Origin of the sequence: Streptomyces sp. MUSC 14, assembly GCF_001866675.1 — a bacterium.
Taxonomy (GTDB): Bacteria; Actinomycetota; Actinomycetes; order Streptomycetales; family Streptomycetaceae; genus Streptomyces.
In genome coordinates this window covers 1-24,004 of the sequence record NZ_MLYN01000029.1, presented here as the reverse complement: position 1 = coordinate 24,004, position 24,004 = coordinate 1, and the positions used below count along the sequence as shown (strand labels likewise).

The following is a 24,004-nucleotide window of genomic DNA, read 5'->3' as shown; positions in this document are numbered from 1 at the left end:
GGCGAATTGCCGCCTGCCGATGCCTGGAGACCGACTCCACGAGGGGTATCAAGGGTGAAGCAGGCAGCAGCGGGCTGCCTTGGCCTTGAGTTTCGCTCGTGCAGCGGCCAGGGAGAGAGACTCGTACCGGTGGCAACAGGCGTAGTGAAGTGGTTCAACCCTGATAAGGGATTCGGCTTCATCCACCAGGATGACGGCGGGCCGGAGGTGTTCGCCCACTTTTCGGCTATCCAGTCCACCAGGTTCAAGGAGCTGTACGAGGGCGACAGCGTCGAGTACGACGTGACGCAAGGACCGAAGGGGCCGCAGGCGGAGAACGTTGTTCGGAAGGCATAACACTGCCGGGGCACACGTAGGGACTCCGTCCCGACCGTGAGGTCACCGGGGCGGAGCCCCGGCTGCTGATTCGCCAACAGCGGCCGCCACCACACACTCCGAACCCTCACCCCTGTTGTGTACACGCCCCATGCGGCGTCAGCATTCGAGCATGCGGGAGTATCGGTTGTCGGTGTCAGGCCGCGTAGCGGGTGGCGGGCCGCTCGGCCAGGGCTTCGGCGCGGATACGCGCGCAGCTGCGGCTGATCAAGCGGGAGACGTGCATCTGTGAGATGCCGAAACGGGCGGCGATCCGGCTCTGTGTCGCGTCCTGGAAGAACCGCATGTAGAGGATGGCCCGCTCCCGCTCGGGCAGCCGGCGCAGACCGGCCTTGGCGGCCTCACGATCCACCACGAGGTCGTAGGAAGCGTCGGGGGCGCCCAGAGTGTCGGCGAGGCTGCAGCCGTCGTCGCCGGTGGACAGTTCGGCGTCCAGCGACAGGGTGCTGAAGCTCTCCATAGCCCCGAGACCCGTGTTCACCTCCTCCTCGCTGAGACCGGTGTGAGCGGCTATCGCGGCTGCGGTGGGCTCGGCACCCCCGGGCTGCTGGGTAAGTTCCCTGCGAGAGAGGCGCACCCGGTTGCGTAGTTCCTGCACCCGGCGCGGCACCCGCAGGGCCCACATCCGGTCCCGGAAGTGCCGCCGGACCTCACCGGTGATGGTCGGGACCGCGTAGCTCTCGAAAGCCCCTCGGGACGGGTCAAACCGGTCCACGGCCCGCACCAGACCCAGCGCGGCCACCTGACGCAGATCTTCCAGCAGCTCACCGCGATCGCGGAATCGGCTGGCGATCCGATGGGCCATGGGCAGCCAAGCGGCAACGAGTTCGTCACGCACGACGTCCCGCTCCGGGCCGTCGTCCAGCGCCACGAACCGGGCGAAGAGTTCGGCGGTGTCGGGGGCGTCGTGACGGCCGCGCCGCGTGGCGGGCGAGGTGATGGGGGGCTCTGACGTGGCGGGGCAAGACGTTGACGTGTCAGTCAGCATGCGGATTCGCTCCTGAACAGTCTCAGGACGGCCCCGAGTACGGCGATCAATCCAGGGCCGATCCAACAGTGTGATCAGGGTCTGCCACAGGGGAACCACCGAGGCCGCCGGACAGTACCAGCACTCGGCCTTCCTCAACTGAGGCATGCGCCTCCGTTCCGAAGCACGAACACCCGCCTGCCCCACGAACGCGCAAGCAAACCGGGCTGGCGGCACGAAAAGTGAACCGGTCGACGCATCCATTGCCACAGCGTCATCGCGTGCACTCCGAAGTCGGCCCACGTGCTCGACACCGGTGCTTTCGGCTGAAGCCCGCACTACCAGGTAGTGGTCGCCCACCAGGCGCCGCAGACGTCCTTCCTCCCACCAAGACGGCGCCGGCGTCCTCGTCCCGCATCAGCCGGGCTCCGGAGGTCACCGACGCCTGCGGTTCGACGCCGCGAGGTCGCTCGTCATGACATCGCGAACATGCTGGGCCAGTCCGGTCCCCTCCTCACTGTTCGCCGGTCTGTGCGGTTGCCGGCGACCGGGTACCACTCGGTCCTCCGCCGGGCTGACGGGAGACCAGCGATTGAAGTGCTCTGCTCCCTTCGCAAGCTCAGGAGGGAGATTCCTGTCTACCTCGCGGCGACCGGCTTGACGCGTTTGGTGCGCCTGACGACTGCCCTCCCGGAGCCGCGCTGACGGCCCGTATGTGCCGTGTGTCCGCCCCGGGATCGTGGCCCGCTGGCCCAGAGCCAGAGGGCCCGGGCCGTCCCGCCTACGGCTGCTGTCGCGCCAGAGGTCCTGGCCACTGCCCCATCGCGCCTTGCTGACCGGCACGCTGGAGGCGGCCGGTCGGACCTGATCTGTGAAACCTCTGATGCCGACCGGTGTCAGCCTTGCCTCCAGGAGAAGTCCGCGGCGTTCTTGAGACTGCTGCTCGCGGAGCCAGGGGCCGCCAGAACTCGGCGCCGGCTCCCGCGGCGGCGAGTTCCTTCTCCTCCTCGGGCTTGTCGGCGACGACGGCCTCGGTGGTGAGGAGCGGCCCGGCGATGGACGCGGCGTTCTGCAGGGCGGAGCGGGTCACCTTCGCGGCGTCGATGATCCTGGCGGCCAGCATGTCGACGTACTCGCCGGACAGCTTCCGGCAAGAGGTGCCTGTCGGGACCCGCCAACTCCACACCGGCAGGAGGGTGGCCCGAAGAATCGGAATGAGTGAGCGCAGCCGGAGATCGAGAACGCACGCCGTCGGCCGCTTTTTCGTCATGCTGCCACCTTTTCGAGTCCCCGGTGCAGGCCCCAACGCCGCCGCCCGGAGTGACAGTCGTGGTCGCCGCTGATGGATCACGTGGGCGTCCTTCGTCACGTACGGCCACCCGGGACCAGACGGCTGACGCCCAGCCGCCCTGCCGGTCGCGGAGCTACAGCCCGGCTCCGAGTTGCGAACAGACACTGAACAGCTCCGTCGCCGAGCAAGGCCGGCCCGATCAGCTCGAGGGTCGGGGAGGACCGCGCCGGGACGACGGCGGCCGCTTGATCGGCACGACGGTCCGGACTGGGGGACTGAGCATTTCGTCCTCTTGTTCCGCGTCGTCGTGGGGCGCTTCGCCGTGCCTCGCGAGCCGCTTCCTCGCGGGAGGGGGCGGCCCGGTGACACTGAGCCCCAGGCCGCTTGCACTTGCGCTGAAGGCTTCACCGCCCAAAGCGGCCAGCACCTCGGGGTCGCGCTCGCCGCGGGCCATGGCCTGAAGCATGTCCAGGGCGGAAGCACCGGCGATGTCGTGGTCAGGCTGCTGGTGCGAAGGCCGTGATGGCCTCGACAAGGTCGGCCGGGGCTTCCAGCGGAATCAGGTGACCGGTGTGCGGGACCACCACGAAATCGCCCTGGGAAAGGTAGGGCACCAGGTTGTCGCGGAGCACGTCGACGGGTTCGACCTGATCGTTCTCTCCGGCGACGACGAGGGCGGGAACACTGACCATGCGCGTGTGCTCGGTGATGTCCTGCGCGATGCCGCGCAGCGGCCACTCGGTGCGGGCGGCGTCGGTGACGGTCCGCGCATCGGTCACGATCTGCGCCTTGACCGATGCGGGCAGCTCGGTGGCGGTGAGGATGTGGTCCCGTGCCCCGGCTACGGAATCGGCGGAGTCGTAAGCGTGCGACAAGGCTTCCTGGTACTCGGGGGTGATCTGTTCGGCGGGCTTCGCCGGGCCGGAGCCGACAAGGACGATGCCACGCAGGCCGGCGGGCCGGGTGGCCGCGACCAGCTGTGCGACCTTGCCCCCCATCGAATGCCCCACCAGGACGTAGTCGGTGACCCTCGCGTCGGCGAGCACGGCGAGCGTGTCGTCGGCGAGCTGACCGAGCGTGTAGGGGCCGGGCAGAGCGCTCGACCGGCTCCACCCGCGGAAGTCGACCGTGAGCACGTCACGGCCCGCGAGGCGGTCGACGACGAGGTCCCAGGTACGTGCGGAACCACCCCAGTAGTGCAGGAACACTAGGGTCGGTCCCGTCCCCGGCCGGTGGTCGTAAACGGGCAGAAGCGTCTGCTGCGTCATGCTCATGGTGGGCTCTTCTTCCAATCAGTGTTCTGAGCGATTGCCCTATGAGTTCATTGAAAGTTCTGCACCCGGACGGGGCATCGGCGTGACTGGTCGCCCGGTGGCGAAAACTGGACACGTGACCGTGATTCGGCAGATGACCTACCAGCCCGCAGGGCGCCGCGCCGCTGCGGTCGAGACCATGACGTTCGACCGCCTTCGCGAGCTGAACGACGGCGGCACCCAGCGCGCCGACTTCCACGTCCTCGCCGTCATCGACGCCGGACACGGCTCGGTCACGGTGGACTTCCTCCACCACCCGCTCACAGAGCGGTCCGCGGTGTGGATTCCACCCGGAGCGGTGCACCGGTGGGACGACATCGGCGATGTGGCGGGGCACCTCGTACTGTTCGTGCCGACAGCGCCGGTCACCCACGCCACCCGGCAGCTCGTCGCCTCCCCGGACCTGGCCGCGCACTGGAGCATCCCCGACGCCGACTGTCTGTTCGTCGACACCGCGCGCAACCATCTCCTCCTCGAAGCATCCGCCCCACCCGAGGACTTCTCCACGGAGCTGCCCGAAATCCTGCTTTCCGCGCTCATCGCCCGGCTGCGGCCCCCGCACGCCGAATCACGGTTCACACATCCGGTGTTCCGGTTGTTCCGCTCCAGCGTCGAGACGCACTTCCGTAACCACCACGACGCCAGCTACTACGCCCGTGCTCTGGGATACGCGCCCCGCACCCTCTCACGAGCGGTGCAGCAGGCCACAGGCCTCACCGCGAAGGCATACATCGTCGACCGGATCATCCTGGAAGCCAAACGGCTCCTCGCGCACGACCGCCTCACCGCAACCCGCTGCGCCGCCACGCTCGGCTTCCCCGACGCATCCAACTTCTCGGTGTTCTTCTACAAGGCGACAGGCATGCGCCCAGGCGCATGGAAAGCGACGGTAGCCGTCGAGTGAGGCGGTGCACTCAAGAAAGGCACTCACATCCATAATCACGGAGTGTCACAACCATGATCGCCGGAACTCCGCACTCGCCTCGCTGCATCGGCGCCACCGCGCCTATCTGCGCCACCTCTAACCTCACGCTCACTGCATGATCAACGAAGCGGGCCCACGATTACGGGGGATGCCCTTACGGGGAAATGCCGCCCTTGGGCAGGACCCGTCGCCCTTCGCATGACAGGACGCGCTGCCCGACTTGAGAGCGTCCTGCACGGGTACCCGCCGGTGATGCGAATGAGCGTGGCGGACGTAGGCTCGAACACGGTTCGTTTGGTGGTCGCGGACGCTGAGGACGGAGTGCCACTGCCGGTGCACACCGCCAAGTGGAAGCTGCGTCCGTCCGATCAGGTCGACGCGGACGGGCACACCCCCGAAGAATCCCTGGAAAAGCTGGTCAAGGCAGTCACGGGGCGGGCACGGCCGCCCAGCGATGGAATGCCGCAGACCCGCTGGCCTTCGCCACTGCAGTGGTGCGCAACGCCCCCAACCGCCTGGACGTGCTGCAGGCCGTCCGCACCCAGACCGGCGTGCAGCTCTGTACGCTGCCCGGCGAGCTGGAGGCCGAGCTGACCTTTCTCGCTGCGCGACGCTGGATGGGTTGGCAGGCGGGGTCGCTCGCACTCTTCGACATCGGTGGCGGTTCCCTGGATGTGGCCTTCGGACGCGGCCGACTGCCCGACTTCGTGGCCTCTCTGCCACTCGGCGCGAACCGGCTGACGAGGGAGTTCCTGGATGGCGAGGATCCGCCGAACGTGCGGAGCGTGAAGGCGCTACGCCGCAAGGCCCGCCACCAGCTGCGGGATGTCGCGGCACGGATCCTGTGGGAAGGCCCGCACTCGTCGGTGGCGACCTCGCGAACCTTCCAGCGGCTGGCGCGCCTGAACGGCGCCGCCCCCGGACGCGCAGGCCCGTTCATCTACCGACAGCTGACTCGTTCCGAGCTGCGCGGCTGCATCAACGTCCTCGCGGCGCTGCCTGCTGCCGAGCGCACCGACCTCCCGGGGATCTCGGCGCCGCGGGCCGAGCAGAGCCTGGCGGGAGCGGTCGTGGGCCACACGGTCATGAAGTTGGCGGGCATCAAGGCCGTAGCCATCTGCCCCTGGGCCATCCGGGAAGGGGCCCTGCTGCGGTTCATCGAAGACGGCGCCGACTGGTGGTCGACCGTTGCGGAACGAGGCGAGGCGTCGACCACGAGTCCCGGGGTGCCGTTGCGGATCGCGACACCGCCACTCTGAGCACCTGGGACAGGTCTGGATGGACGCCACGCCCCTCCCATGCCGCGGTTGCCTTCACCCGAGCCCGCACCCACGCCCAAATGGAACAGGGCGTCGCAGCCCGCCATGCCATCCGGGTAGCCACGGACATCCTCATGGGCAGCCACCAACTCGCACAGGACCAGGCGGGCGGCTCTCTCGGCACGGCTCCTGCGCCGGTGTGTCTGAGCCCCGCCGGCCTGCCGGGGAGCGTCGCCGACTCGGCCTCGATACCGAAACACGCGGCGCCCCCGGATGGACGGCATCCGTGTAGGCCCAGGCGTCTCACGTGTCGGCGCGGGTGGTGTCGGGCCGGAGCCGCCGTGTCAGTCGAATGACGTGGTGGTGGCGGCGTGCGGCCGAGAGCGGCCGCCCGTGTCCTGTCCCGCAACGGCCAGGGCGCGATCCCCTTCGTAAGGGTGTGCGTCGCGTGTGTCGTGGATGAGGGCGGGCAGTGCAGCAACGGCGCTCGGCCATGCCGTCGGTAAGCAGCACCCAGGCGGTCGCCCAGCCCCAGGTCGGACCGCTGCACCCTCCCGCCCTCCCCATCGCCCTTTCTGGCGCAGGCGCGCTGGCCGCGCAGGACCCGGACCTAGACGCTGTCCGCGCCAGCTCGTCCGCCTCGCCGCGCGCCCGACCCGCGCGGTACCGGCACTGGGCAGCGGCTCCCTGCCTGATCATGTCGTCACCTCAGTCGCCGAGAACCGCTTCCTCCAGGTTCCGGGCGGCCACGTCGACGGACTCCACCGGCGCGGTATCCTCCGCCGCCCGTAGCGCCTCGTCCCCGCACAAACCCTCACCAGTCACCAAGCCACCTTCCCAGTCCGTCCGCCCCGAGTTCCCCAACCTGGCTTCAAAAGCGCTTTCAGAGACCGGATGACCACGGCCCCTGATACCTGAGGACGCCGGCACGGGGCATATGCATTGTGAAAGCGGGAAACTCGAGGCTCGTAACGCTTTCAGGGCGCACGGAGGGAGCAGGGCATGAGCCAGGTCAGAACGAGTCCACCGGACCTTCCGCAACCGGCGCGGGCCGTCGGCTCCGGGCTGCGCCGCTTGCCGGGAGCCGAAAAGGTGGGCCAGATCGCCGACGGCGCGCTGGACTGGATAGGCGCTATCTCTCCACGTGGTCGGCGGATGGCGGTCTACACCGGAGCCGGGGTGCTCGGCGTCGTCGGGGCGGTGGAATGGCCCGTGGCTCTCACCGGCGCGGCCGTGGCGTGGCTGACCCAGCCGAGCCCCCGACGAGGCGTGCAGGATGAGATGGCTCAGGCCAACAGAGCCGGAAACGCCGAGAGCGACACACAGGACAGCCGGCCCCCCACGGCATACCGCGCCCTCGCCTCCACGGCGTCCACCGACATCTCGCCGCAGCACCACCGTCTGGGCGACAAGCTGGCGCCCTCCCGCATCCACCATGAGAGCCACCCGCACGAGCACCCTGCCAAGGTAGGTGACCCCGTCACGGCATCGGCGCTGAAGCAGGTTGCGGAAGCCTCAGCACACCACCGGGAAATGTGAGGCCACGCGGAGAGAACGCGGGTCGGTTGTGTGGCGGCTGCTGGGCAGCCGCCACACGACATCGCTCAGCGCCGCCCTTCTGGTGCCGCTTCACGGGCTCTACCGATTCGACTCGGCCGCGCTGATATCACCGAGCGCGACTACGCATCCCGTTCGATCACCGTGTCGTCGAAGGAGGCGACGCGCAAGGGATGGCGCTCCTCGACGACCGGCGGGCGGCAAACGGAGTGCTCACGCATGAGTTCCAAAAGGCGGTAGATCGCAGCCGGCCTCCATAACGCAGGGGGGCGAACCAACCTGTCGATGGCATCGATCATGAGTGTGGTAGCGCTCGGTGCGGGCCAGGAACTTGTCCATCAGGCGCTGTTCCTCGTCTGTAGCTGCTTCATAGCGGCCCGCTGCATGAACGCGGGCGCGAACCGGGGCGTCTTCCGCGGTGAGCCACACGGCAGCCGTGCGCGGGACCCGTAGCCTCGCGACGCGGATGGGCCAGAGTGCCGACCCCTTCAGGACCAGACCCTTCTTGCCCCTGCCTTCGGCTGCGTGGGCAGTGATCAGCTCTTCGATACGGGGCCACAGCCGATCGTAATGCCCGAGAACGGACGCGATCAGATCGTCAACCGTGAGTGATGCGTAGTGCTCGGCGACGTGCGTCGGCACCTCGCTCCGGGATTCTCCAGGGTCGCCCAGGATGCCGGGCCCGCCTGTCAGTGCTCAGTCCGGGCCGCCCCGTTCTCCCGCCACGGCTGCTTCGGGCAACGCGTCCGCATGAGCCGTCTTTGAGCCTCAGGGGCACCGGTGCCTCGCAAGAGCGACGGGCACTCAAGCACCGTAACCGTCGCTGTATCCGTCAAGGCGGTGGTGGTCAGGCTTCCCCTCCACCACCGGCGTCGGCGGCACGACGATCCGGCGGCGGCGTGCGATGCTACTGAACGTCGTCACGCCGATCACGCCCACGACCATCAGGATCAGCCCGACAACAGGGATGTTGACGCCTTTCATGTGCCAGTCGGTCGCGAATGTCAGGACGGCTCCCACGGCGATGAGAATGATGCATCCGCCGAGCCCCATGAGACGTCGCCTCCCCTTCGGTTTTCCGGAATCTCCGGTCCTGTCCGGGTACCCGTCCCGGTGCCGGCTAGGCCCGTAGGATGACTCGACGGTGAAAGCGCCCCGCCGTACGCGTACTCCCGGGGGCACGCAGTAGGCAGCCAGGTCGGTGGGACGGATCACCGAGGGGAAGAGGCTCACCCTCAGTTCCTCGCAGCCGTCCTCGCGCCACGCCAGTGGGCGAGCAGCATCAACGGGGAAGTGCCCGGTGGGCCGGCCGAGTGCATGCGGCCAAGCGGACTCCAACTCATCGGCCCGGCAGGGCGGTTTGCCGTCGTCCTCCTCGAAACGACCACGACCGCTGGTGGAGGCAGCGGTCTCCGATGCGTGTCCGGATCGTCGTCGTGGTCGACCCGCCCCTCGGCCGACGGCGCCCAGGCCGGTTGGTACCGCACCGCGTCGGCGCTCACGACCCCACTCCCAGCGACGTGGGGGCAGCGAGAACCAGCAGCTCGGCCCTTCGGCAGGCAGCGGCAGGTCCGCCGGCCCGGGGGCCCGGCAGGACTTCAAGACCAAAGTGCAGGAATTCCCTGCCGGTCCGGTGCACTTTCAGTGCTGGAGCCACGGAGGGTCACCGCAACGGCGATTCGGTGCGCGGCATCCACTCGCACCTGCGCTGCTCTGAGCTTCCGGCTCACTCGCTGGGCCGGGCCGCGCTGACGTCGCCGAGCGCGGAGCTGGGGTCCCGTTCGATGGCCGGATCTCCCAAGGAGACGATCCCGACGGGGCGTTCGCCCTCGACCACGGGGACCCGCCGCACCGCCCACTCCCGCATCAGCCCGATGACCCGGTCGACGTCATCCTCGGGAGCGACGGTGACCAGGTCATCGCTGCACGCGCTCACCACGGTCCGGTCGCCGACGTCGCCGCCTTCGGCCATGACCCGGACGACCAGGTCCCGGTCGGTCACCACGCCGCGCAGCCGGCCCTCGTCGACCACCAGCACGTCGCCGACGTCCGCCTGGCGCATCAGCTGGGCACCGTCGACCACCGATGTCAGCGGGGCCACCGTGACGAGTTCCGTCGTCATGATCTCGCGAACCTTCTGGGTCATGTTTCCTCCTTCACGACCGGCATCGAGCGACATCCGTTCCGACATCCCGCTACGCGGGTACCGGCGGTCGGTCGCGCGAAGCGGGCACCTGGTGCGCCGGGTTCAGCAGCGTGCCGGCGACCGGCCCCAATGGCGGTGTGCCGCGACGGCGGCGACGAGCGCCCGTGCGAAGTCGGGGCCCGCGGGGTCCGGTCCGGCGTCGGTCACCAAACCCTGGTCGGCCACCAACTGATGGGACCGCGTGGACAGGCGGACCCCCTCCGGCTCCAGAGCCGTCAGTACGTCCACTCCGTTGCCCAGCGCCGCCACCGGCTTACCGTGACGGTACGCGTCCCGTACGAAGCGCATCGCGTCCTGATCGCCGTTGAGCGGCGAGACGTCCGTGGCATGACCGGGCAGCACCACAGCGTCGTACAGCACGGAGGCGACGGTGGGCAGCGCACGGTCGACCGGGCACGGCTCACCGTCGGCTGTCGGTACGGTGCCGTCCGTCGCGGCCAGCACGTCCACGACCGCGCCCTCGGGGGTCAGCGCCTCACGTATCGAGGCAACGTGGCGTTCGTCCACGCCGTCGGCGGCCAGCACGGCTACCCGGCGGGTGCGGATCGACCCGTCCGCGGACAGAGCCTCGATGCTGAGGGCGGGTGAGCACTGCTTGGACGCTGCTCCCGTACGGCCCTGCGGCTCGGGCACCCCGATGCCTCGCGCCACCAGGTTCGCCAACCCGACGTCCGCCTGGGCGAGTTGATCGACCATCCGGGCGCGCACGTCCCGTGCACCAACCTTGCCGAGTTCGAACCGGAACGCCTGCACGATGTGCTGCTTCTCCCAGTTCGCCATGCTGTTCCAGAACATCGACGGCTGGCTGTAGTGGTCCTGGAAACTCGCGCTGCGTTGGCGGATCTTGGCACCGTCGACGCGTTCTGCGTAGTGCGTGTAGGCCGTACTGTTCATGCCCGCCGGGGCCGGGCAGCCTCCGCCGAGGGAGTTGGGGAAGTAACTCGTGCCGCGGTGGATCGTGCTCTGGTGGTAGCCGTCGCGCTGGTTGTTGTTCACGGGGACCACCGGGCGGTTCACCGGCAACTCGCTGAAGTTGGGACCGCCCAGCCGGATCAGCTGGGTGTCCAGATACGAGAAGTTGCGGGCCTGGAGCAGCGGGTCGTTGGTGAAGTCGATCCCGGGCACGAGGTTGGCGGTGTGGAAGGCGATCTGCTCCGTCTCCGCGAAGAAGTTCTCCGGGTTGCGGTTCAGGACCATGCGGCCGATCGGCAGGACCGGGACCTGCTCCTCCGGGATGATCTTCGTGGCGTCCAGGAGGTCGAAGTCGAAGACGAACTCGTTTTCCTCCGGTACGAGTTGGACTCCCAGCTCCCATTCCGGAAACGCCCCCGCCTCGATAGCGTCCCAGAGGTCTCGCCGGTTGAAGTCCGGATCACGGCCCTGGCACTCCTGCGCCTCGTCCCACACGAGCGAGTGCACGCCGAGCTGCGGCTTCCAGTGGAACTTCACGAACGTGCCACGCCCCACGGCGTTGACGAAGCGGAAGGTGTGCACCCCGAAGCCCTGCATCATGCGATAACTGCGAGGGATCGCGCGGTCCGACATCAGCCACATGACAGCGTGCAAGGATTCCGGCTGCAGGGAGACGAAGTCCCAGAAGGTGTCGTGGGCCGAGGCTCCCGTCGGGACCTCGTTCTGCGGTTCCGGTTTTACCGCGTGTACGAAGTCCGGGAACTTGACGCCGTCCTGAATGAAGAACACCGGGAAATTGTTTCCAACCAGATCATAATTCCCTTCCGTCGTATAGAACTTGGTGGCGAAGCCCCGTACATCGCGCACCGTGTCGGCGGAGCCGCGGGGTCCCTGCACGGTCGAGAACCGTACGAAGACCGGCGTGCGCACGGAGGGGTCCGCAAGGAAGGCCACACGGGTGAACTCGGCGCAGGATTCGTATGGCTCGAAGTATCCGTACGCGCCCGAGCCGCGTGCGTGGACGACCCGCTCCGGGATCCGTTCATGGTCGAAGCGGGTGAGTTTCTCCCTTGCGTGGAAGTCCTCCATCATCGTGGGCCCGCGCTCACCGACGGTCAGCGAGTCGTCAGTGTGGTCCACCCGCACGGCCTGGTCCGTGGTGAGCGGCCCCGAAGCGGGGTCGGGGGCGCGGAAGGCATCAAGCTGTTCGCCCTTGCGGTCGGGGGCCGCGCTCATCGGCCCGTCTCCTGCTGCTCGAACACGTCCAGATACGCCGCGCAGAACGCCTTGAGATCGTCCGGCTTCCGGCTGGTGACCAGCTTGTTGGGCCCGTGGTCGCAGATCTTCACCTGCTCGTCAACCCAGGTGCCGCCGGCATTACGGATGTCGGTGCGCAGGCTCGGCCACGAAGTCAGCTCGCGACCCCGTACCACGTCCGCCTCGACGAGCGTCCACGGTGCGTGACAGATCGCGGCGACCGGACGCCCCTGTTCGAAGAAGTCCTTCACGAACGCGACGGCCTTGTCGTTCATCCGCAGGAAGTCAGGATTGGCGACCCCGCCGGGCAGCACCAGGCCGCCGAAGGACTCCGCCGACGTGTCCCCGACAACCTCGTCCACGGTGAACGTGTCGGCCTTGTCGAGATGGTGGAAAGCCTGCACCTGGCCGGGGCTGGTCGACACCAGCACCGGATCAAGCCCGGCCGCCAGAGCCGCCTGCCAGGGCTCGGTCAACTCCACTTGTTCGACGCCCTCAGGCGCTGTCAGAAAAGCGATACGCATGATCCGTCAACTCTCCTTCCCCCTGTTCCTCGTTCTGCGGTGGTCGCGGTGGCGCGGTCACATGGGCAATCACGGCCGCATACCGACCAGGCCGATCAGTTCGCTGTCGGCCACCACCACGCCCAGGCCGATGCCCCGGTCGCACATCACCCGGGACCCACGTCACCGACGCGGGCCTCCACGGCAGTCGGGGCAGTCACGATGTCCCGCACATCCCGTTGCAGCCCCTTTTCAGGCTCTGGCCCGGTGCTGTCACCGCGCTCCCCGCCCGGGTACCCCACCGCGACCGCTTTACCGCCTGCCCTAGGCGCTCCCACGGGAGGGTGGGCCGTCGGCGCGCTCCGCACACGCGGCCGTTCTCCCTTGTCCCCGCATGAACACGGCCCACCGGGGCATTCGGGCGTGGAGGGGGCGTCGGGCCCTGGCATGTCCGGGCCGGATGCGAACGGAACGGCGAGGCGGGCCCGAGATCCGCGCTCGGTCCCCGTCGTGTCCGGGCCGCGAGCCGGCAAGCGGGGTCCGCACGGCAGGCTGGAGGGCTGCATTGGTGACGGACACGGAGAGGCGGCGCGATCGGAACTCCACGGCCCGGAACATACGGACCCGGATGACCGTTCTGGTCGCCCTCGCAGCCAATCTCGTGATCGCCGCGGCCAAAGCGGTCGCTGGGCTCTTCGCCGGGTCCCCCGCCCTTCTTTCGGAGGCGGCGCACTCGGTCGCGGACTGCCTGAACGAGGCGTTTCTCCTCATCGCCGTACGCCGCAGCAAGCGGCCCGCCGACGACCGTCATCCGTTCGGCTATGGCAAGGAACGCTACTTCTGGGCGCTGCTGGCCGCGGTGGGGATCTTCGTCATGGGCGGCTGTTTCTCGGTGTACCAGGGCGCTCAGGCCTTGCGGTCGGACCGCCAGGAGTCGCCGGCAGGCTATACGGCGGGGCTCGCCGTGCTCGGCATCGCACTCCTGGCCGACGGGGCCTCCCTGCTCCGCGCCCTGCACCAGGCGCGCCGACAGCGGGACGGCGCGGCCGACCCGGCGTTGCGCACGGTGATCGCGGAGGACACCACAGCAGTGACCGGCGCGATCGTCGCGGCACTCGGCATCGCTCTGCACATGGCGACCGGGCAGGTCGGCTGGGAGGCCGGCGCGTCCATGGCGATCGGACTGCTCCTGCTGTGCGTGGCCTATCGGCTGGCCCGGGAGGCACGCGGCCGGCTGATCGGCGAGGCGGTCGACACGGAACTGCGCGACCGGATCGGTGACTTCCTCGGGTCCCAGAACGAGATAGACAAGGTCGCGGCGCTGCTGACCATGCGACTGGGGATGGACTCGGCGCTCGTCGCCGCCCGCGTCGATCTGGTGCCAGGGCTCGACAGTGAGGAAGTCGAACTGGTCTGTGTGCGACTCAAACGACGGATCACCACGCAGTGGCCGCAGGCCATCCACGTGTTCCTGGACATCACCGAGGCACCCGGCCCCGAGGAAGACCCGCCCTCCTAGACTCGCAGCTTCCCTTCGAAGAGCAGGCATCCTTCCCCCGCGACCGCGGCGGCCACCCCGGCCCCCGCCGCTGACATCCGGGGAACTGTCCGGCTCCACCGTGAACCCACCCATCCGGTAGACCCCGGCCGACCGGCTGGTGGCCGGGACCAAAGAGATCTCGCCCGCCGGCGCGGAGAGTCGAAGCGCACACCCGACGTCCAGCGGTACCGGCGCCAGCCCCAGGCCTGGGCCGAGCGAAGCGTCAGGTCAGGTGTGCAGAAGGCTGTTACGGCCGTCGTGGCCGTCGGCGTCGTCCTCGTCGAACCAGTAGTCGCCGTGTGCGAGGTAGCGGAAGCCCAGTTGCTGGTCGACCGGCAGGGTGACGGTGACCGCGCGGGTGCCGTCGGGACGCGGCGTCAGCGGGTGGGCGCCAGGCTGCCAGTCGTTGAAGTCACCCACCACGCTGGCCTCTCTGGCCGGATGGCCTGCGGGCAGGATGAAGGTGACCTTGGTGTGCTTCTTGTGCCGGGTGCGCTCCAACATCGGGCTGATCGCTCCTTGAGGGTTCGGTGAGGCGTCTTTGCCGATCATCGCGTGCGCGGCACCAGCTGCCACGTGGCGCTGGACCAACTCGGCCACGCTGTCACCCGTCCGGCCGGGCCGTGTAAGGCGCCGCATACCAGGTACTCGGCACCAAACACCCGCCACCGGCCCGATCCCACCCGTCTTCGACTACGCGGTCGGCGGCAGCGCGCTGCATCTGTCCGTGTTCGACGCCATGGGACACGACACCACCGCCGGAATGACCGCCACCCTGGCCGTCGCGACGTCGCGCAACGCCCGCCGTCAGCGCGCTTCGCTCATCGAGACCAGCCAGGCCATCGAGGACTGCTGACCCCGCACTTCGGCGGCAGCCGCTACGTCACCGGCATCCTCGCCGACCTCGATCCTGACACAGGAACGCTGACCTGGATCAACCGCGCGCACCATCTTCCGCTTGTGATCCGCGACGACCGTTGGGCCTTCGAGCTCTCCTGCCCGCCCCGCCCCGACTGGCACCGGGCTCGGCCTGCCTGTCACCGTGCGCCACCACCAGCTCCAGCCAGGCGACAGGCTCCTCCTGTACACCGACGGCATCGTCGAAGCCCGGGACGCGGCGGGGCGCGAGTTCGGCCGGGACCGCTTCGTCGACTTCATCGTCCGCCACCACTCCGGCCGCCAGACGCTCCACGAGACCCTGCGCCGGCTGATGCACGCGGTCGTCGAACACCACGCGGGCCATCTCAACGACGACGCGACAGTGCTCCTCGTGGAATGGCGCGCCGCCCACCAGGACCAGCTCACGCCATCACCCGCGGCGCGCACCACCGGGCCCGAACCAGGTTTCACGCCGGGCCCGTCGGACACTCGGGACGAGAAGAGCACATGGACAGGACGGATGAACCAGACCTCAACAGGTCGGACAGCGGGAAGACGAACCGCTGTGGCCGCGGAAGCCAGTAATCCGATCGTCATTCGAGACTGGCTGCGCGAGGGCGCGTCGCTTACACGGGCAAGGCATACGGACCTGCGTGCGCGATGGGGAACCCTGTCAGCTGGGTGGGACCGACCCGGCCCAGACATGACCAGCGAGAGGCGGACAGACAATGGGGCATGGCGGAGACGTGATCGCGGAACTCATGACGGACCACCGGGAGGTCGAGGAGATGTTCGCCCGGGTCCAGGCGATGCCGGGCGGCGGGCAGGCACTCCGTGACGTGGTGGACGAGGTCACAATCGAACTGGTACGGCACTCGATCGCCGAGGAGGAGTACCTGTATCCAGCGGTGCGCGAGCACATCGAGAGGGGCGACCGGATCGCGGACAAGGAGATCGCGGACCACGGCCGGGTCGAGAAGCTCCTCAAGCAGCTGGAGAAGACGGACACCGACGATCCGAAGATGAGCCCGCTGTTGCAGCAGCTCATGGACGAGGTTTCCGCCCATGTCCAGGATGAGGAGCAGCACCTCTTCCCGATGCTGCGCCAGGCGTGCTCTCCCGAGGCGCTGAACGACCTCGGGGACAAGATCCGCCGAGCCAAGTCCTTGGCCCCGACCCGCCCGCACCCCTCCGCCCCGAACACCCCGCCCGCCAACAAGCTCCTCGCACCGGGCGCCGGCCTGGTGGACCGGGCACGCGACCTCATCACAGGCCGCGGCAAGTCCTGACCCCACGGGAGCCCGTTCGGGTCGAGCGGCTCACGCCCGGGTTCCTGGTCAGGAACCCGGGCGCGCGGCTGGCTGTGATGCGAGGCATGAGTCACCGGATCTACGGACTCTTGGGGCCCCAGGCAGGGACCGACAAGGAAGAACGGCGATGACCTGAAGCTGGTAGCCCGATTCCGTTGGGTGCCCCCTCCCCCGTGATGCCGGAGCTACTGTGCGCGGCAGCCCTTTCGCCACAGCCCGATGTCGCGGGAGTCGCGGCAGGTCCTGTCAGGACGGCCTCTGTCCCTCACCAACGAGCGCGGGCCCGCCGGTGCAGGTGTCGGACAGCAATTCGGCCCACCCCCCTGACGCGGCCACACCTCCGGGCCACCGCCGTACTCGATGGCACACACGCGACGGCCGCCAGACCCGCCAGCCGCCTCCACGATCGCGGACCCCTCGACCATGATCTCAGCTTCTCCCAACCAGAGCCTGACCGCATTCCGGGGCGACCCCAAGCAGGCGGGCGGGGCCTGCGCATACCTTCGCCGGGTGATTTCGAGAACTGTGGATACGCGAATCCTCCTGAAGGCCCGGAAACGCCAGCGACTGCCCCGGGCCCTCACCCGACACGACGTGCACGACCGTCCTCGGCCGACAGTGACGTGTCCCGCCCCACCAGTTCACAGTCCCGCCCCCGGGTACCGCACCGGCCACACGACGGCTCCCCCGGCTCACGGTCCGAACCAGAGGAGCCTGACCGGGCCAGCCCCCGGGACCGCTGAACCCGCCCTGCACACCATGTCCCCCCATCCGGCCCTTCTACGCGCCCCGCCCCGCACGAAACTGCACCATCAGGAGGCGCCATCCTGCAGAACCTCATCACGCAGCCGGTGGCAGGAACGACTGATCAGCCGTGACACATGCATCTGCGAGATCCCCAGCTGCTCGGCGATGCGGCCTTGGGTCATCTCCTTGAAGAAACGCATGTACAAGATGGCCCGTTCACCCTCGGGCAGGGCCGCCAGACAAGGCTTGACCGCCTCACGGTCCACCACCGTGTCCAACGCCGGATCGCAGGCACCCAGCGTGTCACCGATCGAGTAGCCGTCATCGCTGCCCCGGACCTCGGCGTCCAGGGACAACGCGGCATAACCCTCCAACGCCACCAGCCCGGCCCGGACGTCCTCCACACTCAGACCGGTGTAATCGGCGATCTCTCTCACGCTCGGTGAGTGGTTCGAAACAGCCGGTGCCAGGTCCCGCACGGCTCCCCGCACCCGGTTGCGCAGATCCTGTATGCGGCGCGGCACGTGCACGCTCCACAGATGGTCACGGAAGTGCCGCTTGATCTCCCCCGCCACCGTCGGAACGGCATAACTCTCGAACGCACTGCCGCGTCCCGGGTCGTAACGGTCAACCGCCTTGACCAGCCCGAGAGCCGCCACCTGCCGCAGATCCTCCTCGCTCTCGCCCCGGCCGCGGAAGCGGCCCGCGATCCGCTCGGACATCGGCAGCCAGGCCTCCACCAGCTCCTCACGGAGCGCGTCGCGCTCACCGCCCGGCGGCAGCGACGCCAGTCGGCGAAACGCCTGCTCGGTTTCCGGGGCATCGTCGTGACGATGGTGTCGCGCGCCCGGACACGCGCTCGTAGGGGTTCGCATGGTGCACCGCACCTCTCATACGCGAGAGACGAACGACGCTCACCATGAACACACGACGCGCTTCGGACAGCTCGCCCGGGCGACAGGAACGCCGCTCCCACAGACATGCCTCATGTCCGAAACACACCCATTTGCCTACTTCTCCGAGTCGAGGCAGCCAAACACAGCAGGCAGAGGTTTGCGGGCTGCGGATTTGGCGGCGGCTTGGCTTTCCGTATCGCCGTGCACACCGATCAGCATCCCGACCAGGCGTGCTACGCATGTTCACCACGCGAATCGTCAGTCGTCAACGACCGAAGGCGTTCTCCAACTGCCGCTTGGTCATCGAGGAGCGACCGTGAGTGTGCGCTTCCTGCGTGCCGACGGCCGGTGGCGCCGGGCCGCCGATGACGATGGGCCGGAGGCCGCTCTGCTCACGCCGCTGGCCCGGGGCTGTCTGTCCGCCGACGAACTGAGCAGCGCGGCCACCCACCGCTTCGTCGAGGAACGACTGGCCGAGCATGGTTACCTCAACCGCTCCGTTCATCCGGGGACCCACCTGGGCGAGGCCAAAGGTGCCTTCCTGCTGTGCGGATTCACCATGGCGCTGGCCAACGACCGACTGGGCGACCGTACCCTGCGTTGGTTCGAACGGACCCTGGCGGCCTGCGGGCCCTCCGGGCTGTTCGCGGAGGAGTACGACGTGCGTCAACGCCAGCTACGCGGCAACCCTCCCCAGGCGTTCGTCCACGCGCTCCTGCTGGAATGCGCCGTCCGCCTCAACGACGCCTCGACACTTCCACACTGATCCCCGGGCGTCAGCTCGCCAGGAGGGCGCTCGGACACCGTTTCTGCACACGTGCCGGCGAATCACACGTGCAGACTGCGTCTTGTCGAGCAGGAAATCGATCGGTGTTTCGTGTCCATCGGCCCTGGTACTCGCGGAGTCGTGACGCGAATCGGATACACGATGATGAGCGAGCAGGCCGGTCCACGTGACCTTGTGGACCACCTTGTGCAGGCTGAGTCGGCGGGTTTTGATTTCTCGGTCATATCTGACCACTATTTTCCCTGGTTGCCGTCGCAAGGACACTCCTCCTACGCATGGAGCGTGCTCGGAGCCGCGGCCCAGGCCACCTCACGCATTCCTTTGATGACGTATGTGACCTGTCCGACCATTAGGTATCACCCGACGGTCGTGGCGCAGAAGGCTGCCACCCTTCAACTACTGTCCGAGGGCAGGTTCCGGCTCGGTCTGGGGGCCGGTGAGAATCTCAATGAGCACGTGGTGGGCTCCGGTTGGCCTTCGGTCGACGTGCGGCATGAAATGCTGGAGGAAGCAGTCTCGATCATCCGCGCGTTGTTCCGCGGCGGGCATGTGACACGTCACGGCGCTCATTTCCGAGTGGACTCGGCGCGTCTGTGGGACCTTCCCGAGACCCCTCCGCCGATCGGAATCGCCGTCTCAGGCAACCAGTCGTGCGCGCTCGCGGGTCGCCTCGCCGACCTGGTCATAGCGACGGAGCCCAAGAAGGGGCTCCTCGAAGCGTTCGATCGGCACGGTGGTGTTGGCAAACCGCGCGTGGGACAGCTTCCGGTCAGCTACGACCCCGACCCCGAAGCGGCCGCCCGCCGCGCGCACGAACAGTTCCGCTGGTTCGGTCTGGGCTGGAAAGTGAATGCCGAATTGCCCCACCCGGACTCCTTCACCTCGGCGACCGCATTTGTGACCACGGACGACATCGCGGAATCCATTCCATGCGGCGACAACCCGGAAGACTTCGTCCAAGCCGTACTCCCCTACGCAGAAGCCGGTTTCACCGAAGTCGCCCTGGTACAGATCGGCGGTGACTCACAGCCGCAGTTCCTGGACTGGTCGAAAGGGACGCTAATCCCCGCGCTGCAAGCGGCGTTGGACTGACAGTGATGATTGCTACGGCTCCGCTCGGCGGTCTGACTCCTGGACTGACTGGCGCTTCGGCCCCTCGGCCACCAGGTCACCGTCGAACCCGCGACCACCTGACCTGTCCCACCCCCGACATCCGGTCCGCAAGCGGCCCGGATGCTGCCGCCTGCCCTCCCGAAGATCGATTTTCCGTTCAGTAACCCGGACCGGCTGCGCCGGCCGCCGTGAGGCCGGGAAAATGGGGGTGTGTCCGTCCGGGACGCCGACGAATCTGTGATGCCTGTGAGCTCGTCGTTCAGTATGGCGTTGGGGACTGCTGACAGGGACCGTCAATTGTTGCGGCAGCACGCGGACCAGACTCTTCAGCCCTGTGGTTCCTCCGGACGGCACGCCTGGTGACGCCGTTACGGGGAGGGGCTTATGGACGTGTTGCACCAGCGTTGTGCCGCGCCGGACATCGGCAAGAAGGACCTCAAGGCGTGCGTCCGCGCCCCCAGCCCGAGTGGGCCGGCGATCACGGCGGCAGGAGATCCGTACCTTCGCCACCACGACGAACTCCTTGCTGGAGCTGAGGGACTGGCTCGTCGCCGAGCAGGTCACCCTGGTGGTCATGGAATGGGCGGTCGGCGGATCGTCCGCGCGGGCGCAGACCAGCTTGCCAGTCATCCCGAAGTGCCAGACGAGGGCCTGGCCGTCCCTGACGGGGACGATCAGCAACTTCCCGTGCCGCCACGGCCGGCCGAGCCACCGCCCCTCCCCCTCCCGGCGCAGGCGCCGCACGCCGACCCCGCGCAGTACATCCGTATCGTGCACGTCGACCCGCCGGACGCACCTGCCCAGCCACAGCCGTTCAGCACGTCGCGGAAGCCCTCGACGTCGGGCAACTCCGGCATGGTCACCTCCTGCGGCCCTCGGCTCGCCGACCGGTTCCGTCGCCGTCGGCCATGAGGCGGGCCACGGTGCGCAGATCGTCGACGAGACCGTCGTAGATCCGCGTGCGGTCGGCGTCGTCGGCGCGCAGCACGGCGGACGGATGGATCGTCGCCACCAGCCCGCAGATCCCCTGCTCGGCGTCGCCCGTCCCATCGCCTTGGCCATCGCCCCCAGCAAGGCCGGGCCAGGGGAGCAGGGCGCCGCGTCGCTCCGTCACCCGGAATCCCGAGCCGAGCAGGGCTCTGCCCGCCGTGCCGCCGAGCGCGACGACCACCTCCGGTGCCACGACTCTCAGTTCCGCCCTGAGCCAGGGCCGGCAGGCGGTCATCTCGCGGAGTGTCGGAGCCTTGTGGATCCGGCGTCTGCCGCCCTCGGGGACCGTGAACTTGAAGTGTTTGACCGCGTTGGTGACGTACACCCGCTCCGGATCGATGCCCGCGTCCGCGAGGGCACGTCTCAGCACCTTGCCCGCGGGGCCGACGAACGGCCGGCCCTGGCGGTCCTCCTGGTCCCCGGGCTGCTCGCCGATGAGCAGGACCCGTGCGGTCGTGTCGCCCTCGCCGAACACGGTCTGGGCCGCGTCCTGGTACAGCGGACAGCCCCGGCACTGCGCGGCCGCCTTCCGCAGCCCGGGCAGCCCCGCGCGCCGTCCGGGCAGGTAGGGCGTCGCGTCATGATCGCGGCCGGGTGCCCCGGCAGTCGTTCCGGCCATGGCCTGTCGCCCCTTGTCCTCCTGGTCCTGAGCCCTGTGCAAGCGGTTACAGATGCCGAGTACCCGGGTACTCGCGGCATGGACACGGACCCGCCGCGTGGAACAGAGGAGAGGACGTTGCCATGAATGCCAACCGCAACCGCAGGGGCGGCACCCAACCCGACGAAAAGACGCGAGAGCGGTCCGCGGAAGAACGGAACATCGTGAGCCCGACCCCACGGGACGTGCGGGCCAAGGCCGCGGGCGACGAGGGGGAGAACGACGAGAAGTCCGACCCTCCGGCGACCGACACCCGGTCCCTGTGACCGGCAGACCATCGTGCCTTCGCGGAAGGGCGTCACGCCGTCCCGGCGGCCTCGACGTGCAGCAGCTCCAGCAGCTGGGACCGGTGCAAGGCGGCGACGGGTCCGACCAGGTCGGGGTGGCGCAACAACACGGTGGCTTCGCTGTCGTGGGTGCCCGGATCGACGAGCCGTCGCAGACCGCTGGTATCGATCCGGTGCTCGGTTGCGGCCACTACCTGCTGTGCCTGAACGGCAACAGAGCGGTCGGACAGCAGGCAGGCGGCCCAACTGACGACGGTCTCGTCCACCCAGGTCCGCCACGCGCTGACGTCCTCGTGCGGACCGTGTCCCGTGCGCGCGTCCAGCTGGTCGGCTCCGCCCGGGCCGCACAGATGGAGCAGTTGCACGTCTAGGCTGGTGGGGTACCGCAGATGGGCGGCAAGCTCGGCGGCCTGGCGTGCCTGGGCCTCGGCCAGGGCACGGCTGAGCGCGCCTGCGGGCGGCGGGTAGGCGGCAAGGAGCCATCGGGCGCAGGCGTGTATCACGGGTGTCAGATCGGTGGGCACGGCGACCGGTTTCCTGGGAGCGTGCTCGCCCCCTCCGGTTGGTCGGGTGCGCGAGCTGGTACGCGGGGGCGGCGCTGCCCCGTTCGTGGCCAACCAGTCTAGGCGGCATCCAGGTCCCTGGGGCATGACCGAGGTCACGCTGTGCCCAGTTCGTGTTTGGGCGCCGTGGGCCGGGCATCCCTCCCGGGCGGCCCGGCCCCTGGCACGTCGCCGAAACCCCAGGACTTGCCGCGGCCTGGTGGCGAAGTCACGGGTACGGTCCACCAGCCGACGCCCGGCGAGAGGAGCTTGCTGGCTCTCGGGGTGCTCGGCGCGGAGGGGTGTGGGCGAGTGAGGGCCATGACCTTGGCCCGAGGATCTCGTCGACGCGGCCGTGGTCGGCGACCTCCTTGTCCGCGACGCCGGGCGCCGCCCTCGGCGTGTTCGCGCACCGCCGCGTGCAGTCTGCTCCTCGCCGACCGGGTGCCGCACCCCCGCTCGGTGGTGAGCTCGTCCACGAGGTCACGCAGTTGCCGGCCGCCCGTGGGAATGGCCTGGAGGCGGCCGAACATCTCCTCGACCTCGCGGTGGTCGGCCATCCAGCTCGTCGAGCCCCGTTCCGCTGTGTCCCCTCGTGCGTTCTGCCTTTCGTCCGTTCGGTCGGGTCTGTGGCGCCCAGTGCAGCCCTTGCACACCGCAACTCGCAGGTGGCGCTCACCTGATCGGCGGTCCGCGCCGCGCCCTGCCGACGCCACCGTGCGCCGCGACCGGGCCGGGCTCGGCCGACAGCGAGCCCGGGCCGACCCGGGCGTGCGCCATCCTGGGCTCGGGCACGTCGAGGATGCCCGTGCACCTCGTCAGAGAGGAGAGCCGGGGTCTGCGGGGCGGATGCGGCCGCGCCAGCCGCCGCTCTCGTGGCCGCGGCTTTCGAGGTAGTCCTTGAAGCGGCTCAGGTCGCCTTTGACCCTCCGGTCGATCACGCCCAGCGCGTCCGCGCCTTTCTCGGCGATGCCTGTCGGCTCGACATCCATCGTGAGTTCCACACGTGTGTGCGTCTCGTCAATCCGCTCGAACCGGACCGATCCCCGCTGCCGGGTGTCTCCCGCGACGGATCGCCAGGTGATGCGGTCGTCCGGAAGCTGATCGACGATCTCCGTGTCGAACTCGCGCCGTACCCCGCCAATACTTGTGGTCCAGTGGTTGTGGCGGTCGTCGAGTTGCCTGACCTCGTCGACGCCTTCCATGAAGAGGGGGAATTCCTCGAACTGAGTCCACTGGTTGTACGCGATGCGGAGCGGGGCCGCCACGTCGACCGTTTCCTTGACCGAACTCATGGGTTCCTCCTTGTCGGCTCGTGGTGGGAAGCACCGGGTACCCAGGAAGAGTCCGGCGAAGACAGCTGTCCTCCCCCAACGGCAGGGCCGTGCGTGCCATACCGCCTTGGCGGGAACCTGGCAGCCACTCGAGCCAGGCTGAGGTGGCCGGTCATGACATCCACAGGAGTCTCGTCATGTCCACAAACAAGAGCCATTCGGGCAACGACAACGGCCGCGCAGCCGTGGCTGCGTACCGGCGACGGGCACAGTGTCTCGTGGCTGGGCGGCTGGTCCCCGGTGCACGGCGAGAGTGTCGGCATCGTGCTCGTCGGCGACCGGATCGGTGTCGGCCTCGCACTGCTGACCGGAGCGCTCGTCCTCACGGTCGTCGTCTACTCCTGGCGCTACTTCGA

22 protein-coding genes and 3 pseudogenes are annotated in these 24,004 nt (G+C 68.7%); 11 read left to right on the top strand and 14 right to left on the bottom strand.

The features are described from left to right. The first annotated feature begins 129 nt into the window (after positions 1-129). Positions 130-336, top strand: coding sequence for a cold-shock protein (locus BIV25_RS19845; RefSeq protein ID WP_071373699.1), 207 nt, complete (start codon positions 130-132; stop codon positions 334-336). Between the two features lie 175 nt (positions 337-511). Here BIV25_RS19845 and BIV25_RS19840 read toward each other — a convergent pair whose 3' ends face one another. The 3 genes from BIV25_RS19840 to BIV25_RS19825 all read right to left on the bottom strand — a co-directional run bounded on the left by BIV25_RS19840 (position 512) and on the right by BIV25_RS19825 (position 3,907). Continuing rightward, positions 512-1,363, bottom strand: a complete 852-nt coding sequence (locus BIV25_RS19840; protein WP_071373698.1) for a SigB/SigF/SigG family RNA polymerase sigma factor — start codon at positions 1,361-1,363, stop codon at positions 512-514. Between the two features lie 760 nt (positions 1,364-2,123). Next, positions 2,124-2,612, bottom strand: coding sequence for a hypothetical protein (locus BIV25_RS54425; protein ID WP_079176741.1), 489 nt, complete (start codon positions 2,610-2,612; stop codon positions 2,124-2,126). A gap of 518 nt (positions 2,613-3,130) precedes the next feature. Continuing rightward, entirely contained in the window at positions 3,131-3,907 is a 777-nt protein-coding gene (locus tag BIV25_RS19825; protein WP_071373695.1) for an alpha/beta fold hydrolase, read from the bottom strand. 115 nt (positions 3,908-4,022) lie between these two features. Here BIV25_RS19825 and BIV25_RS19820 point away from each other — a divergent pair, with 115 nt between their 5' ends. The 3 genes and pseudogenes from BIV25_RS19820 (at position 4,023) to BIV25_RS19810 (ending at position 7,669) form a co-directional block, all read left to right on the top strand. Then, complete coding sequence (locus BIV25_RS19820) at positions 4,023-4,850, top strand: AraC family transcriptional regulator (RefSeq protein ID WP_071373694.1); 828 nt, start codon at positions 4,023-4,025, stop codon at positions 4,848-4,850. 273 nt (positions 4,851-5,123) lie between these two features. Next, positions 5,124-6,130, top strand: a pseudogene (locus BIV25_RS19815) (Ppx/GppA family phosphatase). Between the two features lie 1,002 nt (positions 6,131-7,132). Then, complete coding sequence (locus tag BIV25_RS19810; RefSeq protein WP_071373693.1) at positions 7,133-7,669, top strand: hypothetical protein; 537 nt, start codon at positions 7,133-7,135, stop codon at positions 7,667-7,669. A 293-nt stretch (positions 7,670-7,962) separates the two neighbouring features. On the opposite strand, the pseudogene BIV25_RS47155 reads toward BIV25_RS19810, so the two are convergent. The 5 genes and pseudogenes from BIV25_RS47155 to BIV25_RS19790 all read right to left on the bottom strand — a co-directional run. Next, positions 7,963-8,465, bottom strand: a pseudogene (locus BIV25_RS47155) (hypothetical protein); the annotation flags it as partial. A gap of 26 nt (positions 8,466-8,491) precedes the next feature. After that, a complete protein-coding gene (locus BIV25_RS19805; protein ID WP_071373692.1) occupies positions 8,492-8,740 on the bottom strand; it encodes a hypothetical protein in 249 nt (82 codons plus the stop codon). A 673-nt stretch (positions 8,741-9,413) separates the two neighbouring features. Next, on the bottom strand, positions 9,414-9,833 hold the full coding sequence (locus BIV25_RS19800) for a CBS domain-containing protein (RefSeq protein ID WP_071373691.1): 420 nt from the start codon (positions 9,831-9,833) through the stop codon (positions 9,414-9,416). 102 nt (positions 9,834-9,935) lie between these two features. Further along, on the bottom strand, positions 9,936-12,041 hold the full coding sequence (locus BIV25_RS19795) for a catalase (protein WP_071373690.1): 2,106 nt from the start codon (positions 12,039-12,041) through the stop codon (positions 9,936-9,938). Further along, positions 12,038-12,586 carry a type 1 glutamine amidotransferase domain-containing protein gene (locus BIV25_RS19790; protein ID WP_071373689.1) on the bottom strand — a complete coding sequence of 183 codons (549 nt, stop codon included), beginning with the start codon at positions 12,584-12,586 and terminating at the stop codon, positions 12,038-12,040. The genes BIV25_RS19795 and BIV25_RS19790 overlap by 4 nt, the downstream gene beginning before the upstream one ends. 607 nt (positions 12,587-13,193) lie before the next feature. On the opposite strand from BIV25_RS19790, the gene BIV25_RS19785 reads away from it, so the two are divergent. Then, complete coding sequence (locus BIV25_RS19785) at positions 13,194-14,084, top strand: cation diffusion facilitator family transporter (protein WP_071373752.1); 891 nt, start codon at positions 13,194-13,196, stop codon at positions 14,082-14,084. A gap of 249 nt (positions 14,085-14,333) precedes the next feature. Here BIV25_RS19785 and BIV25_RS19780 read toward each other — a convergent pair whose 3' ends face one another. After that, the gene (locus tag BIV25_RS19780; protein WP_071373688.1) at positions 14,334-14,609 is read right to left on the bottom strand and encodes an isoamylase early set domain-containing protein; all 276 of its coding nucleotides are present in this window, start codon (positions 14,607-14,609) and stop codon (positions 14,334-14,336) included. 37 nt (positions 14,610-14,646) lie between these two features. On the opposite strand from BIV25_RS19780, the gene BIV25_RS54420 reads away from it, so the two are divergent. The 4 genes and pseudogenes from BIV25_RS54420 (at position 14,647) to BIV25_RS19770 (ending at position 16,273) form a co-directional block, all read left to right on the top strand. Further along, a complete protein-coding gene (locus BIV25_RS54420) occupies positions 14,647-14,961 on the top strand; it encodes a hypothetical protein (RefSeq protein ID WP_371273044.1) in 315 nt (104 codons plus the stop codon). Beyond that, positions 14,955-15,041, top strand: a pseudogene (locus BIV25_RS54415) (hypothetical protein); the annotation flags it as partial. The gene BIV25_RS54420 and the pseudogene BIV25_RS54415, both read left to right, overlap by 7 nt. A gap of 106 nt (positions 15,042-15,147) precedes the next feature. Then, complete coding sequence (locus BIV25_RS54410) at positions 15,148-15,822, top strand: PP2C family protein-serine/threonine phosphatase (RefSeq protein WP_371273043.1); 675 nt, start codon at positions 15,148-15,150, stop codon at positions 15,820-15,822. Next, positions 15,713-16,273 (top strand): hemerythrin domain-containing protein, encoded by a 561-nt coding sequence (locus tag BIV25_RS19770; protein ID WP_071373687.1) that lies wholly within the window; start codon positions 15,713-15,715, stop codon positions 16,271-16,273. Before BIV25_RS54410 ends, BIV25_RS19770 begins: the two co-directional genes overlap by 110 nt. An 833-nt stretch (positions 16,274-17,106) precedes the next feature. Here the strand turns inward: BIV25_RS19770 and BIV25_RS19765 are convergent. Then, the gene (locus tag BIV25_RS19765) at positions 17,107-17,916 is read right to left on the bottom strand and encodes a SigB/SigF/SigG family RNA polymerase sigma factor (RefSeq protein WP_071373751.1); all 810 of its coding nucleotides are present in this window, start codon (positions 17,914-17,916) and stop codon (positions 17,107-17,109) included. Positions 17,917-18,253: 337 nt separating this feature from the next. On the opposite strand from BIV25_RS19765, the gene BIV25_RS19760 reads away from it, so the two are divergent. Further along, on the top strand, positions 18,254-18,703 hold the full coding sequence (locus tag BIV25_RS19760) for a glycoside hydrolase family 15 protein (protein ID WP_371273042.1): 450 nt from the start codon (positions 18,254-18,256) through the stop codon (positions 18,701-18,703). A gap of 141 nt (positions 18,704-18,844) precedes the next feature. Further along, on the top strand, positions 18,845-19,816 hold the full coding sequence (locus tag BIV25_RS19755) for an LLM class F420-dependent oxidoreductase (RefSeq protein WP_071373685.1): 972 nt from the start codon (positions 18,845-18,847) through the stop codon (positions 19,814-19,816). A 12-nt stretch (positions 19,817-19,828) separates the two neighbouring features. Here BIV25_RS19755 and BIV25_RS47150 read toward each other — a convergent pair whose 3' ends face one another. The 4 genes from BIV25_RS47150 to BIV25_RS19735 form a co-directional block, all read right to left on the bottom strand. Continuing rightward, positions 19,829-20,614 carry a DNA-formamidopyrimidine glycosylase family protein gene (locus BIV25_RS47150; protein ID WP_256255925.1) on the bottom strand — a complete coding sequence of 262 codons (786 nt, stop codon included), beginning with the start codon at positions 20,612-20,614 and terminating at the stop codon, positions 19,829-19,831. Between the two features lie 82 nt (positions 20,615-20,696). Beyond that, on the bottom strand, positions 20,697-21,446 hold the full coding sequence (locus BIV25_RS19750) for a UdgX family uracil-DNA binding protein (RefSeq protein WP_071373684.1): 750 nt from the start codon (positions 21,444-21,446) through the stop codon (positions 20,697-20,699). Between the two features lie 337 nt (positions 21,447-21,783). Next, positions 21,784-22,296, bottom strand: a complete 513-nt coding sequence (locus BIV25_RS19740; RefSeq protein ID WP_071373682.1) for a hypothetical protein — start codon at positions 22,294-22,296, stop codon at positions 21,784-21,786. Between the two features lie 836 nt (positions 22,297-23,132). Continuing rightward, positions 23,133-23,609: an SRPBCC family protein gene (locus BIV25_RS19735; RefSeq protein WP_071373681.1), complete on the bottom strand. Its 477-nt coding sequence runs from the start codon at positions 23,607-23,609 to the stop codon at positions 23,133-23,135. Positions 23,610-24,004: the final 395 nt, after the last annotated feature.